General features: G+C 57.2%; 14 protein-coding genes, 1 tRNA gene and 1 other RNA gene. 8 read left to right on the top strand and 8 right to left on the bottom strand.

All coding sequences use genetic code 11. The features are described 5' to 3' along the window. The first annotated feature begins 49 nt into the window (after positions 1-49). A complete protein-coding gene (locus tag KP708_RS12195) occupies positions 50-772 on the top strand; it encodes an MgtC/SapB family protein (RefSeq protein ID WP_215751006.1) in 723 nt (240 codons plus the stop codon). Between the two features lie 4 nt (positions 773-776). Here the strand turns inward: KP708_RS12195 and KP708_RS12190 are convergent, their stop codons facing one another. The 3 genes from KP708_RS12190 to KP708_RS12180 form a co-directional block, all read right to left on the bottom strand. Beyond that, a complete protein-coding gene (locus tag KP708_RS12190) occupies positions 777-1,868 on the bottom strand; it encodes a purine nucleoside permease (RefSeq protein WP_215751005.1) in 1,092 nt (363 codons plus the stop codon). Beyond that, on the bottom strand, positions 1,865-3,409 hold the full coding sequence (locus KP708_RS12185) for an adenosine deaminase (RefSeq protein ID WP_215751028.1): 1,545 nt from the start codon (positions 3,407-3,409) through the stop codon (positions 1,865-1,867). Before KP708_RS12185 ends, KP708_RS12190 begins: the two co-directional genes overlap by 4 nt. A gap of 75 nt (positions 3,410-3,484) precedes the next feature. After that, entirely contained in the window at positions 3,485-4,393 is a 909-nt protein-coding gene (locus tag KP708_RS12180) for a PhzF family phenazine biosynthesis protein (protein WP_215751004.1), read from the bottom strand. A 109-nt stretch (positions 4,394-4,502) separates the two neighbouring features. On the opposite strand from KP708_RS12180, the gene queG reads away from it, so the two are divergent. Both queG and KP708_RS12170 read left to right on the top strand, forming a co-directional pair. Next, positions 4,503-5,567 carry a tRNA epoxyqueuosine(34) reductase QueG gene (gene queG / locus KP708_RS12175; RefSeq protein WP_215757189.1) on the top strand — a complete coding sequence of 355 codons (1,065 nt, stop codon included), beginning with the start codon at positions 4,503-4,505 and terminating at the stop codon, positions 5,565-5,567. Next, positions 5,564-5,788 carry a ribbon-helix-helix domain-containing protein gene (locus KP708_RS12170; RefSeq protein WP_215751002.1) on the top strand — a complete coding sequence of 75 codons (225 nt, stop codon included), beginning with the start codon at positions 5,564-5,566 and terminating at the stop codon, positions 5,786-5,788. The genes queG and KP708_RS12170 overlap by 4 nt, the downstream gene beginning before the upstream one ends. A gap of 5 nt (positions 5,789-5,793) precedes the next feature. On the opposite strand, the gene KP708_RS12165 is transcribed toward KP708_RS12170, so the two are convergent. After that, complete coding sequence (locus KP708_RS12165) at positions 5,794-6,162, bottom strand: hypothetical protein (RefSeq protein ID WP_046900813.1); 369 nt, start codon at positions 6,160-6,162, stop codon at positions 5,794-5,796. A gap of 107 nt (positions 6,163-6,269) precedes the next feature. Between KP708_RS12165 and KP708_RS12160 the strand changes: the two genes are divergently transcribed. Continuing rightward, positions 6,270-7,100: a TerB family tellurite resistance protein gene (locus tag KP708_RS12160; RefSeq protein ID WP_046900812.1), complete on the top strand. Its 831-nt coding sequence runs from the start codon at positions 6,270-6,272 to the stop codon at positions 7,098-7,100. 148 nt (positions 7,101-7,248) lie between these two features. Here KP708_RS12160 and KP708_RS12155 read toward each other — a convergent pair whose 3' ends face one another. The 3 genes from KP708_RS12155 to KP708_RS12145 all read right to left on the bottom strand — a co-directional run bounded on the left by KP708_RS12155 (position 7,249) and on the right by KP708_RS12145 (position 11,725). Continuing rightward, positions 7,249-8,706 (bottom strand): mannitol dehydrogenase family protein, encoded by a 1,458-nt coding sequence (locus KP708_RS12155; protein WP_215751001.1) that lies wholly within the window; start codon positions 8,704-8,706, stop codon positions 7,249-7,251. 123 nt (positions 8,707-8,829) lie between these two features. Continuing rightward, on the bottom strand, positions 8,830-9,900 hold the full coding sequence (locus tag KP708_RS12150) for an FUSC family protein (RefSeq protein WP_249195447.1): 1,071 nt from the start codon (positions 9,898-9,900) through the stop codon (positions 8,830-8,832). A gap of 289 nt (positions 9,901-10,189) precedes the next feature. Further along, positions 10,190-11,725, bottom strand: coding sequence for a Do family serine endopeptidase (locus KP708_RS12145; RefSeq protein ID WP_215751000.1), 1,536 nt, complete (start codon positions 11,723-11,725; stop codon positions 10,190-10,192). Positions 11,726-11,842: 117 nt separating this feature from the next. Here KP708_RS12145 and KP708_RS12140 point away from each other — a divergent pair, with 117 nt between their 5' ends. The 3 genes from KP708_RS12140 (at position 11,843) to KP708_RS12130 (ending at position 13,331) form a co-directional block, all read left to right on the top strand. Continuing rightward, positions 11,843-13,033 (top strand): Mrp/NBP35 family ATP-binding protein, encoded by a 1,191-nt coding sequence (locus KP708_RS12140; RefSeq protein WP_198942050.1) that lies wholly within the window; start codon positions 11,843-11,845, stop codon positions 13,031-13,033. Then, a complete protein-coding gene (locus KP708_RS12135) occupies positions 13,030-13,188 on the top strand; it encodes a hypothetical protein (protein ID WP_202207209.1) in 159 nt (52 codons plus the stop codon). The genes KP708_RS12140 and KP708_RS12135 overlap by 4 nt, the downstream gene beginning before the upstream one ends. A gap of 68 nt (positions 13,189-13,256) precedes the next feature. Then, a tRNA-Thr gene (locus KP708_RS12130) sits at positions 13,257-13,331 on the top strand. Positions 13,332-13,809: 478 nt separating this feature from the next. On the opposite strand, the gene thyX is transcribed toward KP708_RS12130, so the two are convergent. Further along, the gene (thyX, locus tag KP708_RS12125; RefSeq protein WP_064274753.1) at positions 13,810-14,721 is read right to left on the bottom strand and encodes an FAD-dependent thymidylate synthase; all 912 of its coding nucleotides are present in this window, start codon (positions 14,719-14,721) and stop codon (positions 13,810-13,812) included. A gap of 83 nt (positions 14,722-14,804) precedes the next feature. Here thyX and ssrA point away from each other — a divergent pair. Then, positions 14,805-15,131: a transfer-messenger RNA gene (gene ssrA / locus KP708_RS12120) on the top strand. Positions 15,132-15,175 lie beyond the last annotated feature (44 nt).

Below are 15,175 nucleotides of genomic sequence, written 5' to 3'. Positions count from 1 at the left end.
CGTCAACGCAGCGTTAGTACCGCTATTATGACGGGGAGAAGGCTGGGTCATGACAGGTTTTTTCGACCTGACCGCAAGAGGCTTTATCGGTGAAGGTCGGCTTCAGCTCGAAGAACTGGTGCTGGCATTCATCCTGTCCTCGCTTGTCGGGCTGGAGCGGGAACTTCGGCAAAAGAGCGCAGGACTGAGAACTCACACGCTTGTCGGGGTCTCGGCTGCCCTGTTCATGCTGATCTCAAAATACGGTTTTATGGATATCCTGGCGCCCGGCAGAGTCGTTCTGGACCCGTCACGCGTGGCCGCTCAGGTCGTTTCCGGAATCGGCTTTGTGGGCGGTGGCGTGATTTTCATGCGCCGGGATATCGTCCGGGGCCTGACAACAGCAGCCTCCATCTGGTTTACAGCTGCGTTGGGCATGGCTTGTGGTGGTGGCCTCATTCTACTGGCGCTGGCAACGACCGGGGCACATTTTATCGTCATGGTGCTGTATCCGCGCCTCCTGAAACGCCTTCCCAACACACGGGAACGCACCTCGGAGCTTGCGATACAGTATCGAGAGGACATGGTGCAACCAGTTCTGACATGCATGATAGAACTGGGTTTTTCCCTCGATAGCCTTACCTTCAGCAATGCGGATGCCAATCCCGGAAACATCACGACGATGACTGTCCGGATCCGTGGGAAACGTGCAATTTCCCACGGTATTACGGCCTTAGCGGCACTCCCCGGAGTTCAGGGCGTACACCTCTTGCCCTCAGATAAAAGGCAGTAGGTTCTTACAAGGCGTGTGGCATTGTCTTCTCATACTTATCCCAGTGGGTCGCCAGTTCACGTACGACGACACTTCCCACCGTATAAGCAGCCTCGACCGACGGAATGAACGCGGAATAACTGCCCTCGTGAGCTTCTTCCGCCAATAGTTCAGCGGCCGTCTGACCGGGATACTGCATGTCGAAATTACTGGTCGTGCGCAGGATCAACGCACGCTGTGGATCAACACGCCCTGCCTTGGCCTGTGCGGCAAGTGCCTGACAGAACGCAACGTCTTCTTCTGCCGTCGTGGCGAGCGTACCCTGATTATCCGTCCAGTAACGAACCCAGCGCTCAGCCCAGGCATTCATCTTCTCACCAGCCCAGAACGTCTCGCCGGAAATGGTATCCCCCACCATCACAGACGGTGCTTTCAGGGCTTCCGGATACCCCTTATAGCGGGCACGGGACGCCTGAAGGCCCGGCGTATCTGGCAGGCTCATGTTTTTCGTCAGGCCATAAGCCCACTGCACGAGCTCTGGATTGAACGTGTAAACCATGTCTCCGCTAACAGAATGAAGCGGCGGCCGTGGCTTTTCATCCGGAACACTACCCTGAACAGGCGTAAAGCCATCAGGCCAGGACTTCGGGATCTCTCGCGGATCAATCAGATGTGACAGACCACCATTGATCACACGTGGTGCCCAAATGGCAGACCCGACCGTTCCGAACTTCGGATCGACACCACCGATCCCGGCCAGAACGAAATAGGCGTGCTTCAGATCAAAGCGTGGATCAAGGACGAGCGCCGTGATGGCGGACGCCATGTGCTCCGGCCCTTCCCCGGACGCGATACCCAGAACATGCAGTTCCGGATTGTAGTGCATGACATCATGGTCCGTACCGGGCGCAGGAATTTCCTGCGAGAGCGGGAGCTTCTCAACCCAGTTCTGGTACTCGCCCGGCGTGTCTCCCGTGTCCTTGCCAAGTTCGAAGGTCGTCACCACAACCACTCGCACAGGAATAGGCCGCGTTTTGGCAGATGCGCTGGAGACGCTGCCTGAAACTGCGAGGACGGACAGGGCAGTCGCCCCAAGAAGGGTTTTCAGGCGGGTCATTGATAAAGGCTTTCGTGTGGAGCAGAGGTTTCAAAAGCGGCAAACCGCGATTCAAGCTGCCACTGAAGGCTGGCTTTCTCGCTGGTTTTCAACAGATCAGCACAAGGGCCGCTCGCAGGCTGAGAGGAAGACGCGGTCTGGCAGGCTGCAACAGGCTTGCCAACCTGATGGTTGTCCCAAAGGCTCTGTCCCGGAATAAACGCATATTCCAGACCCGTCCGGGACATCTGTTTCAGGTCCGCATAGCTCAGATTGTAGGTTTGAGCGGCCCGGACATATTCCTGCGTCAGATCACCACGGGAGACGCCTTCGTCATCCGTTGAAAGCGCAACGGGAACCCCGGCCCGGCGGTAGAGCGGCAGCGGGTGCTCAGCACCCTTCACGTTCAGGATCTCGTCATTACTCGTCAGGTTAATTTCCACCATGACGTGCTTCTTAGCCATCTCGGCCAGCAGCCCGGTAACATCATCTTCCGATGCGATATCGACGCCATGGCCGATGCGCTTGGCACCAGCGATTTCGATGGCTTCCCGAATGTGATGCTTCAGGCCTTCAGGCGGAACGAGCTTGCCAGTCAGTTCACCAGCATGAAGGCTGAGGTTCACACCCGGATAAACCTGCGAAAGAAATCTGAACATATGCATATGCAGGGTGTAATCCCGCATGGCGATGGCATCATCTTCTGGTGCAACAATATTAAGGCCGACAAATCGGGGATCGGCCTTTACGACAGCATATCCGGCATCAAGCTGCGCATAGACAGCTTGGGGCGGCAGTGTGCGAAGAACCTGAAACAGGTAATGAACACTGACACCGCAGCCTGGATGAGCGTCCGCCGTGCCGCATTTCAGAACCTTCTGTGCCTGCTTGTCCATGGCATCCGTCTCCTGACGGGCCTGCGTGACAAGCGCCGGGATTTCAGCCTCCAGCGTTTTATGAGCGGCGGCAAAATCCTCACCATTCATCGGATGCTTGAAACCTGCATGGATCATCGCTGGAAGCGCCGGGGAGATCATGGGCTCGATATAGGTGATATGATCGTGAGCGGCGCGATCCATGACTTCTGCCAGCATGTCCCCCTGATGAGCTGCGTCGATCGCTCCAAAATGCTGAAAAGCCGCAAAGAAGTGGTCATGACCTGAACGGTCAGAAGGAGACGGCGTGAAGTCCCGCATGGACATGGCGTCAATCAGGCGGTTTTCTGCATCCGGGTTTCCCGCCAAAGCAGCGGCTGGCATCTCCCCATCTTTAGGATGCGGGCAGGCATGGCTCAGGATCTCAAGGCTTTTGAGAGAAACGCACAACCCGTCCCGGGCGGCCCAGTCCAGCATGTTTTCTGCGTAGATTGCCCCTACGAGATGATTGTGCAGATCTGCGCCCTTTGGGAAGGCTCTCAGGAACAGCCCAAGCCGAACCGGATCATTCCGAAGGGAGTTGTAAGTCTGCTCAACAGCAGACGGAGCTTCGGCCCTTGCCAGAGGAGACAGGGCCGTCAGAGACAGGGCAGCCGCTACGAGAACGGAAGGAATGGTGCATCGCATGGTGGCACGATGCCGACTGCCCACGCCCCTGACAAGACATTTTCAGACCGTTATAAACTCTGCAACAGACCGTTCTCAGACTTCGCTTTCCAAAGTGAAGAGTCCGTCCATGACAGGGACACAGGAACCCGCGACATAGGCCTTCCCCGCCTGGGTTCTGGCTTCGAGCAGGCTCGGCCGTCCCATGTCTACACCTTGCGTAAAGGTCAGGGACAGATCGGCACCGTTTTGCAAGGTCGATAGGAATGCCACGGCGGCGACAGTTGCGCTTCCTGTTGCAGGATCTTCCGGAATACCATCAAGGGGAGAGAACATCCGTCCCTGAATGTCGCTATCTTTTTCAAAGGCATTTTCGCCAGCGTTCCGCGTATAGGCGTAAACGGAGTCCACTCCACGGGACGCAAGGAATGTGCGATGAGCAGAAATCTCACCATAGGCTCGGCGCAAAGCCTCGCGGGACGCCAGTTCGACAATCAGAAACGGCAGGCCGACCGATACGATCTGGGGAGCATGATGATCGGTGCGAATATCTTGCGGTTGAAGCCCAAGACAGGCTGCCGCGTTTTCAGGGATCATCCGGCTCCGACGTGTTATTGCTTCCGGCGCCATGAGTTCCGCCCGAATGACACGGCCGTTCTCACGCTCCAGCCGCACAGGGACCAGCCCGGCCTTTTCTTCGAACACCAGCGTTTCCGGCAGATCCCGGCCCTGCGCTTCTGCCTGCCGCGCCAGGGCAAAAGCCGTTCCGATATTAGGATGCCCGGCGAATGGCAGCTCTCCGCCTGGCGTAAAGATACGGACATGCGCTGTATGCTCTGCCTCTACTGCAGGCAGCACAAAAGTGGTTTCAGAATACCCGAACTCAATGGCGATTTTCTGCATCTGGTCGGTCGATAGTCCCGCCGCATTCAGCACGACCGCCAGAGGATTCCCCCCAAAAAGCTGGTCCGTGAAAACATCCAGGGTGACATAGGAACGACGCATAACCGGTTCTCTCATCGGAGAATGAAGACATCCCATCATGTCTGATTGGCCCCTTGGGGGAAAGATGGCGTAAACTGCTGATTCTGCTTTCCATCCATCTGCTGAGCGCATGACATCACGCCCGTCCCTCTCCCACCCCGGACGTTCCCTTGAGGAACGGATCGAGGACCATGCCCGGCATCTGGGGTTTGATGCCGTGGGCTTCTGCGCGGCGGAGCTTGGCCCGGATGTGGAAGCCGGCCTGCGCGCTTTTGTTGCCCAGGGCCATCACGGAACGATGGAATGGATGGAGACGCGCATCGAACAGCGCAGCCACCCGCAGGCCCTCTGGCCTGAAGCCCGCAGCGTCATTTCCCTCGCAGTCTGTTACGCACCCGCCGAAGACCCGGACGCAACGCTGCGTAAGCCGGATCGGGGCAATATCTCCGTCTATGCCCGTAACCGGGACTATCATGACGTCATCAAAGGGATGCTAAAGCATCTGGCGCAGTTCGTCGTGAAGCTGGGCGATGAGACTACGCAGGTGAAGGTCTTCGTCGATACGGCCCCGGTTTCGGAACGCGTTCTGGCAGAAAAGGCGCATCTGGGCTGGCAGGGCAAGCATACCTGTCTGGTGTCCCGCACCCATGGTTCCTGGCTTTTGCTGGGAGAAATCTACACGACGCTGGATTTAAGCCCGTCCGAGCCAAATGGCGGAAGCTGCGGCACCTGTACGAGTTGCCTGACCGCCTGCCCGACAGATGCTTTCCTTGGCCCCTATCGTATGGATGCGCGGCGGTGCATTTCGTATCTGACCATCGAACACAAGGGGCCGATCCCGCACGACCTGCGGGAGAAGATGGGTAACCACATCTATGGCTGTGACGACTGCMTTTCCGCCTGCCCGTGGAACCGCTTCGCCGAGGCGTCCCGCCACATCAAGCTTCAGGCCAGACCCGAACTGATTGAGCCAAAACTGGCAGAACTGGCGGCCCTCGATGACGCGGCTTTCCGCACGCTTTTTTCGGGCTCACCGGTAAAGCGCATAGGTCGCAACCGGTTTGTCCGTAATGTTCTGATCGCAATCGGCAACTCGAACGATCCTGCTCTCGTATCCTCAGCGCAGGCTCTTCAGTCTGACCCCGATCCCGATATTGCCGAAACCGCCCGCTGGGCTTTGGAGCGCCTGACATGAGTGACCTTATCAAACGCAGCCTTTCGCTCTCAGGACATCGGACGTCCGTTGCGCTTGAACCAGAATTCTGGGCAGTCCTGGATCAGATGGCTACGGAGCGGGCCTTGAGCTTTGCGGCCCTTGTTGCGTCGATTGATGCGAAACGCACACCCGACCGCCCTTTAGCTTCAGCTCTCCGTGTTGCAGCTCTCATGGATGCGCGAAAAACGGGCGACGACTGATCGGGTCACTTCGCGTTCGGAGGCAGATCCATCCAGTCAGGGTGCTTTCTCTGGATCCAGTTCAGAGCTTTCTCCATCAAACGACGGAAGAACGGAATATCTTCGGAAAGTAGCAAAATACCTACAGGAATCATCCACACACCCAGAACGGGTAGGAACGCCATGCAGCCTCCGAGCATGAACAGAATACCAGCCGGAATCCGAATCCATTTACGCTCTGGCTCCCGTAGCCAGCTCAGGGTCTTCTGCATCCATTCAGGGAGTTTGCGAATCAGGGCCTGCATCTTCTCCTCATAGTCGTCCGCCGACGAAGGCTGAGCGACAGGGAGATGCTGCGTCTGATCGGACATAACTGGGGTGACCTTATTTTTCATGATGCTCCTTCAACACCCGAAGCCTGCGGGAGATCCAGTTCTTTCTGTGAAGGGTGCATGTCCGATCTGTCATTTGCCGGTTTCCGGGACCATGCTAGATTGTCGATATGGCTATCTGGGGCAAAATGTTCGGTGGTGTTGCTGGCTTCGCAGTCGGTGGCCCGTTCGGAGCACTGATGGGAGCAGCCCTTGGGCATGCCGCCGACAGTGGCTCTCTGCTTAATCCTTCTACTGGGGGGTGGAGCGAACGCTTTCCTGCCCGAGGTCGTCCTGACCCGAACAGTGCAGCATTCTTTGGCGCTGCAAAAATTGCGGCCGCCATGGGCAAAAAAGACCAGCTTTACGCCATTGGCCTTGTGGCGCTGTGCGCAAAGCTGGCGAAGGTCGACGGGCCGGTCAATCGCTCCGAAATCAACGCGTTCAAAACCTGCTTCCAGTTTCCACCCGACAACACGCGTGAAGTTGGCATGTTGTTCGACCGCGCACGGGAGCGAACGGACGATTTTGAAATGTACGCCCGCGAGATGGGCTCAGCTTACGGAGACGACAAGGCACCGCTGGAAAACCTGATGGTGGCCCTTTTCCGGATTGCCCGTGCAGATGCTGGAGCATCCAGGGAGCTCCATCCGAAAGAAATCGATTTTCTTCAGCGTGTCCATCGTGCGTTTGGTCTGTCGTCCGGAGCATGGACACGGGCAGAAAGTGGCGACAGCCGTGCCGCCAGCACTGGCGAGCCAGACGCCTATCGCGTTCTCGGCATCACGCGTACAGCGTCTGACAAGGAAGTCCGCGTTCGGTGGCGCACGCTCATCCGCGAGTATCATCCGGATGTTATTGCTCAGAAACCCATGACGGATCTGGAGCGCAAGCGTGCCCAGGAACGCGTGGCCCGGATCAATGCCGCCTGGGACCGCATCAAACGAGACCGCCAGCTTTAACCTCACAGGTCTGACGATCATATCGACCCGCACGGCGATATTTCTCCAGCCACGACACCCGTACGGGACAGAGTAGGCATAGCCCATCAAGAAAAAAACCGCCTCTCAATGAAGAGAAGCGGTTCAAAAACCTGTCAGCCAATTATTTTTAGGCTGGCAGAGCAGCTTTCGCGCCCTTTTCGCGAATGATCTTGCGCAATGCGATGACCTTCTCATTCAGTGTCGCATTATCAAGGTCACGCCAGGCGTCAAAAGCCGGAAGCTTCAGCGCGCTCTCAAAGTCGTCTGCCTTCGCAAGCGCCTTCTGCTGCTCACCAAAGGTTGGCTCGAACGGCTCGTACGTTCCACCCTTCTCGCTCTTCCCACGCAGCATCTCAAGGTAGGCGGCCATGCCAAACGCAATTCGGGATAGATCCCGCTTGCCTTCAAGCGCCTGGCGCACCGTTTCCGTCCAGAAGACCTGAATTTTCGAGGACCCATCCCCTGAAATTCGCAGGGTCTGGTCAGCCATCGCCGGGTTGGAGAAGCGACTGATCACGCTGTCACGATACCCTTCCAGCGTCATGCCCGGCGGGGCTTCCAGGGTCGGGATGACATCCTTGTTGAGGAAGTTCTCCAGATTACCGCGCAGATCCGCATCACGAACGGCTTCATCAACATTCTCATACCCGACCAGAACGGCAGGGAAGCAGAGCATGATGTGGCCAGCATTCAGCATACGGATCTTTACATGTTCGTAGTCCGTCACATCATCGACGAACTGGACACCGGCCTTCTCCAGTGCCGGACGTCCGTCAGCAAAGCTGTCTTCCAGCACCCACTGATGAAAATCCTCAGCAACGAGCGGAAGATCATCGCTCAGACCACTGGCCTCATTCAGGCGCTTGGCAATTGCTGAAGACACGGTCGGTGTGATGCGATCCACCATTCCGTTGGGGAATGTGGCGTTTTCTTCAATCCACTTGGCCAGTTCCGGATCACGCGCCTTTGCATAACCCAGGAACGCCTTGCGGGCGACGTTACCGTTGTGCCGCAGATTATCGCAGGACATGATCGTAAAGGCCTTACCCCCGGTATCCCGGCGGCGACGGAGCCCTTCTACAACATATCCGAAGATCGTGGACGGCGCTTCCGGCGTCTTCAAATCCTGCTGAACAGCCGCATTCTCAAGATCGAACGCACCCGTCGACTCATTGATGTTGTAGCCGCCTTCCGTGATCGTCATGGAAACAATCCGGATGGCAGGATCTGAGAGGTGCTTCAGTACAGCTTCCGGATCTGCCGGAGCCAGCAGATAATCCCGCAATGCGCCCATGACGCGGACAGTGCTTTTGCCGGATGGTGCCGTTTCCGTCAGGGAGAAAAGGCAGTCCTGCTTTTTGAACTCTTCAGCTTTTTTCTTTGAGCGATCACCGCCCGTCAGACCGACGCCAATGATGCCCCAGTTGGGATCATCCTTGAGAATTTGCTCAACATAGAATGCCTCGTGGGCACGAAAGAAATTGCCCACACCAAAATGCACGATCCCTGGCTTTATCCCGTTGATGTCGTAGGGCGGAGCCTGCACACCGGCGGGAAGAGACTTAAGGGTTTCGTGCGTAATCATGGATTTCTCCGTTCCTAATGACCAGCCTCTGACGGGGGCTGGCTTTCCGGGCAGATGCACCGAGCTCTCCAGAAAACGCGGGAGATCACGACCGGGTTTCGAAAAAACGCCATCAACTGGCGCCTAGAGCCCTTTGGCAGCACTGGCATCATCCCGCATAAGAACGCCTACGGCGCGCTCCAGATCATCCTTGAACAGAGACATGACGAAGCGCATTTCAGGCCGCGTCTGTTCTTCCAGCCGAGGAAGAAGTTCGAGAATGTCCTTGTCTTCCGGCTGATGCGGATGACGGTCCTGCTTCCGAACAAATCTTTGTTCACAGCTATGAGCCAATGCTCTCAGCGTGTGGCTGAGGCTTTTGTAGAGTGGAACAAGGCCTGTATTCCCTGCTGCACGGCCTGTCGCGATTGCTCGAGCCACCAGCATCGTATCGTTCAGGAGCCGCCGCATCAACCTTGGAAGTGCCGCAAGCACAGGATCGCGCTTCTCCAGATCACTGAAACGCTCGCGCCTGGCCTCTTCCACTGCGCCTTCAAGTTCGATGAGAAGAGCCACACAGGCTTCGTTCCGGGTTTCAATTTCCCGCCAGCCCGTTTTCTGATCCAGTGCGCCTTCCAGCAGTCCGTCCAAACGTCGCAGGATGCGGCTGGATGTGTGGAAAGCCTGCTTTCGGGCACTGCTGTGCAATACCACGAAGGACACCACCAGAGAGACGACCACACCAATCATGATAGCCGTCAGCCGCGTCACCATTGGCAGGAACGGGCTGCCTTCGCTGGGAAACAGATACACAATAATCAGGGTGATACAGGCAAACCGCAGATTGGTCTGAACGGCTGCGAGAAAGGCCAACGGCGCGAGAACGATCCAGAAAGGCAGCCACCGCAGACCCGTCCACATTTCCAGCAAGACCGCCACGATCCCCGCGACAGCGCCTAGCAGCGTGCCGGTAATCTGATCGCGGGCCGTTGCCATTGTCTGCGTTATACTGGACTGCGTAACAATCAGCGCGGTCACGAGCGCCCAGATTGTTTCCTGAAGATGCAGCGTCATGCCCACAACCCAGGCCGTGACAATCGAAACCAGAACTCGAATGGTCTGGCGTGTGGCAGGTCGCAAGACCTCCCGCCAGCTGCTTCCCTTGGGCGGAACCATCAGCCAGGTCTGTGTGATTTTTTTCAGAGCACTCATCATTTCATGAGCGCTTTAAGAGCTTCCGAGTTCTTCAGTCCACTCGTTTCCGAGCGCCGACTCATTCAAACGATGCGTTGGACCAGCCATTTTCTGGAATGACGATCGGTATCGCCCCCAAGAGACAGAACACTACAATCTGGATTGGCGCTCAGAACCTGAGCGGCAACGCCGCAGCGACAAATAGGGCGGCCTCATTCAGATTGAGGAACGGCGCAAACCGGTCCGCTTTTGAAGCAAAACCGATGACGTAATTTTCCGTCGTCCCTCAATCTTACTGATCCAAATTAAGTCAGTTCCCCAGAAAAGGAACTGGTACCCAGCGTAGCCCGTCATCATCCTGCACCAGAAGCAGAACTTCTTTCTTTTTCTGTTCCAGCGCGCGGCTCACAGCTTTGGCAAACGCATCCGGCGTGTCGATCTGATCCTGCCCAACCTGCGTAATCACATTCCCAACGGCAATCCCGCGAGATGTGGCCGGACTGGACGGTTCAACCCGATCCACCAGCACGCCGCGCTGATCGTCCGTCAGGGCATACTGGGTGCGCATTTCCGCATCAATGGAGCGCACCGCCAGACCCAGCTCGCCAAAAGCTGCTTTCGTATGCGTTGGCTGATGCGTGTCGGACGGTGGCATATCTGGCGCGTTTGGCGACTGTGCCAGCGTGATCGGAAGCGTCTTGATGCTGCCCTTATGCCAGATGGTCAGCTCTGTTTTCGTTCCGGGAAGAATGGACGCAATGATGCGCGGCATGGTCTGACCCGTCACATCCTGACGGCCTACACGAGTGATGATGTCGCCAACCTGCAGGCCAGCCTGCGCTGCCGGACTTTTCGGTCCCACTTCAGACACCAGCGCGCCCTTGCCGACCGTGCCATCAGCCTGGTGGAAATCAAGATCCTCAGCAATGTCGTAAGAGACATTCTGGAACTTCAGTCCCATCCACCCACGCGACACATGACCTGTCTTACGCAGCTGATCGATGATGCCACGCGCGTCATCTGCCGGGATGGCAAAGCCGATCCCGATGGAATCCCCGCCAGCTCCACCATAGATCAAAGTGTTGATGCCAATGACTTCGCCCGAGAGATTAAAGAGCGGGCCGCCAGAATTTCCCCGGTTAATGGCTGCATCCGTCTGGATATAGTCATCATACAGGCCGTGTTCGACATTCCGTCCGCGGGACGAGATGATACCTGCCGTGACTGTTCCGTTCAGGCCGAACGGATTGCCAATGGCCACCACCCAATCTCCGATCCTGGCAGCATCGCTGTGTCCTAACGGAACAGCTGGCAGCGGATGCTTCGGTTTGACTTCCAGAACGGCCAGATCAACCTGGCTGTCGCGCCCGACAATCTTTGCCGGCAGTTCCGTGCCGTCCTGAAGTGTCACGGAGACCTGATCTGCACCTTCAATGACGTGATTGTTCGTCACGATAATGCCCGCCGGATCGACAATAAAGCCTGATCCCAGAGCCTGCATCCGCCGCGGCGGGCGGTTCGGTGTCGGCTTATGCGTCATGTAGTCGTGAAAGAATTTTTCCAGCGGTGAGCCCTGCGGGAACTGCGGCACCTGCGGCCCATCCGGACCACTGGAGTCCGGCCCCTTGTCTTCATCCTTACCGGGCTTGAGCACAGCAGACGTCGAAACGTTCACCACGGACGGAAGAAGGCGATTTGCCAGATCCGCAAAGCTCGACGGAACGGAGCGCGGGGCTGGAACGGGTGCCGGAGAGGGCTGCGGGGCGGTCTGGGCCTGTACCGTCGTGACGGACAGCGCCAGGGAAACGGCGCAGGACAGGGCAAGGCTGGCGGTCAATCTGCTCATGGTGACACGCTAACGCAGAAGACAGTCCTTCGTCACCATCCTGTAGTTCAGGAGGGGCGTATGCTACGCTGTTTCCTATTCCTGACAGGCCGTTCCCCCAGAAAAAAGAGTCTTGGCATGACCGATCATCTCCCCCCGACCAGTTCTTCTGACGAATCCCATGCCAATGCCGAGAAACGCATTTCCGAGATTCTGAACAACGAACAAACTGGCCTTGGATCGAATGTATTGTCCTTTGCGTCGCTGGAAGGTGTCTCAGTCCGCGACGGACATGCGCACGTGACCCTTGCCACCTCGCGAGACAATGTGTCGCGCATGGAGCCGATCAGACCTCAGGTTGAAGCAGAGATCGCGCGCATTCCAGGCCTGACGGGAGCAACAATTTCCCTGACAGCTCATCGCGCTACCACGCCACCACCGGCCAACGCACCAGCTCCAGCAGCCGGGGGCGGTCATCGGCCGTTCAATCTGGGCGGCAAACGGCAGAATGCGTCCAGCCGTCATGCTCCAGAGACGCTTCTGCCGGGCGTGAAGGCTGTCGTTGCTGTTGCGTCCGGCAAGGGAGGCGTTGGCAAATCCACAACCGCTGTGAACCTTGCAGCTGGCCTCGCCAAACTCGGTGTTCGGACGGGCCTCCTGGATGCAGACATCTACGGCCCATCCCTTCCACGCATGCTCGGCCGCAACACACGCCCCGAAGTTATTGAAGGCCGGATCATTCCCATTGAAGCCTGGGGGCTGAAAAGTATGTCCATCGGCTATCTGGTGGACGAGCATCAGGCCATGATCTGGCGTGGCCCCATGGTCATGGGCGCCCTCACCCAGTTCCTTGGAGAAGTGGACTGGGGAGATCTGGACGTCCTTGTCATAGACATGCCACCCGGAACCGGTGATGCCCAACTGACACTGGCCCAGAAGCTTGGAGCCAAGATGGCCAAGGGTGGGGCTGTTATTGTCTCCACGCCTCAGGACATTGCGCTGCTGGATGCGCGACGTGGCGTTTCCATGTTCGAACGGATGGAAACCCCCATCCTCGGCGTTGTGGAGAACATGTCCTATTTCTGCTGCCCAAACTGCAATCACCGCACTGAGCTTTTCGGCCACGGTGGTGCCAGAGAAGAGGCCGAACGCCTTGGCGTGCCGTTCCTCGGCGAAATTCCCCTGCTGGCTGACATCCGGGCCAGCGGCGATCAGGGCACGCCCATTATTCTCTCGGCACCTGACAGCGAAGCTGCCCGTGCCTACACGGCCCTCGCCACGACTATTGCCGAGGCTCTCAGCCACTCTGATGAAAAGGCTTCCTCATGACCCGTCTTCTCCTGCTGGGAACAGCACTACTTCTGTCGGCTTGTGCTCGACCGCCTGTAGTCCATCATGGGCTTTCTTCAGATGGCTACGGCTTCACGAATAACTCCTCCCATCTCCCCCCACCACCGAGCCTCATGACCCCTGCGACACGATAAAATTACAGAATCGACACTCAGGAGCTTGACCAAAGGGGTCTCGGCGTGGAAAAAGCCGGGCTGTGGATGCCGGGTTAGCACAGTGGTAGTGCAGCGGTTTTGTAAACCGAAGGTCGGGGGTTCAAATCCCTCACCCGGCACCACGATTTTTCCCAGAAAATCAAGCGTTCTACGCGATTCTCAAAAAAGAATCGTGCACGCCGTCGAACCCCACTCTGTGGGTTCAAACCCTGTGGATAAGTTTGTTGATTAAGATCTACGAAATGTGAGTCCGGCGTGATTCCACATTCGTTCTCCGTAGAATCCGTTCAGAAACAGCGATCCCGGAAAACAGGAAATCCACCGACCATTTTACTCACCGAAATCCGAACTTAATTTTCGGCGGTGGGGTCAATTTTATAGCAGTGTTCAGTCAGGCCCTTTTTACAAAGGGCCATATGCTTGTGTGCCGGTGCAGGCCAGAAAATGTGGATGCACACGGACGCAAGAATAAGCAGTCCTGCCAGAATCGCCCAAGGCCAGATGCGCGGTAACCGCGGCTCTATCTCAGCCGCGGTTTCACTTTGCACGGAAGGGGCGTCTTGCAGGAGCTTATCAAAATCGTTCACGATTTCGGCTATCTCAGGCTTCTGGTTCGAGAATGGCGTTCATCTCGATCCATTCGCGCTTGGAAAGCCCGGACGTTTCCTGCGTTACGGCCTCTCCCGCCAGACGGCGGCGCACAACGTTCAGCATCCCCGCTGAGAACGTGAAGGCTCCGCGACGATATTCTTCGAATGCAGCAGCCGTTGCCGGCACCCAGGCGTGCAGCAGCTCGATCATCTTTTCAGCGTAAACACGAATCTCGTACTGCGCATGCGGATCTGCGCGCAGGGCAAGGAAGTGCATCAGATTGTGCAGGTCGATCTTCCAGTACCACTGGGTATAGGTGTTCAGCGTCAGGTTCATGCGCGCCAGTTCACGGGCCAGGCCAGTGCCCTCCGGGTCCAGCATCGATTCATAATCATCGTAGCACTGGCTGGCATCACGACGCAGAATCTCAAGCACGCGCTCCGCCGTTTCCGGGTCAAGAGCTTCGCTGCGTCCCTGACGGTTCGAGGCGCTCTGGGAGGCAACCTGATCCAGAGCTGGCAGATAGAACTCACGGTCGAGAATCGAATAGCGCGCGGAATACTCGTTCACGCTGGCCATGCGATGACGAATCCACTGCCGTGCCACGAAAACCGGAAGCTTCACGTGGAACTTGATTTCGCACATCTCGAACGGCGTCGAATGCCGATGACGCATTAGATAGCGGATCAGTCCGGCATCTTCAGACACCTTCTTGGTGCCACGCCCATAAGACACCCGCGCAGCCTGAACGACGGCTCCGTCATCGCCCATATAATCGACGACGCGCAGGAAACCATGATCCAGCACCTCGATGGGCGTGAAAAGAAGTTTCTCCATCGCCGGAACGGTCGGGCGGGAGGTCAGCTGGGGCTCGTTGCGCTGAGCTTCGATCTCAGCGCGCTGTTCGGATGTCAGTGCCATAGGCCGCGGCTCTAGCATGACGAAACATCTCCCGCCACCGCAAGAGACGAGTCCGGGCTGCATCATCATGCGCTTCGTCTTTTCCCCTTGCAGGACGGCAACAGCACTCCTATGTTCAGCAGTGCAAGGGGTTCGTCCCCGGCTATGGCGATAAACGGTAAGTGAAATAAGTGTTGTGGACCCGGGGGCAGTGCCCGGCGTCTCCACCAAGAAAAATCTCTCGCAAGAGGGATCTGTGGGGACGAAACAGGCTCGACGCGCATGGTAAAGACTTATCTTTTGCCCGGTATTGTACCACCGTCATCGGGCTAAACTTACAAGTGCCAATGATAACTCTGAGGTGCTCGCTGTCGCTGCATAAGCGATAAGCGCGGTTCGGGAGGGCACCGGGCAACAGAAGCCCTCCCACCTCATTTTTCCTTTTGTGCAAAACGTCTTGCCATTCTGGCTGGTC

This window comes from Gluconobacter sp. P5H9_a, from assembly GCF_018812085.1.
Lineage (GTDB): Bacteria > Pseudomonadota > Alphaproteobacteria > Acetobacterales > Acetobacteraceae > Gluconobacter.
This window is presented reverse-complemented; position numbering and strand designations above follow the sequence as displayed.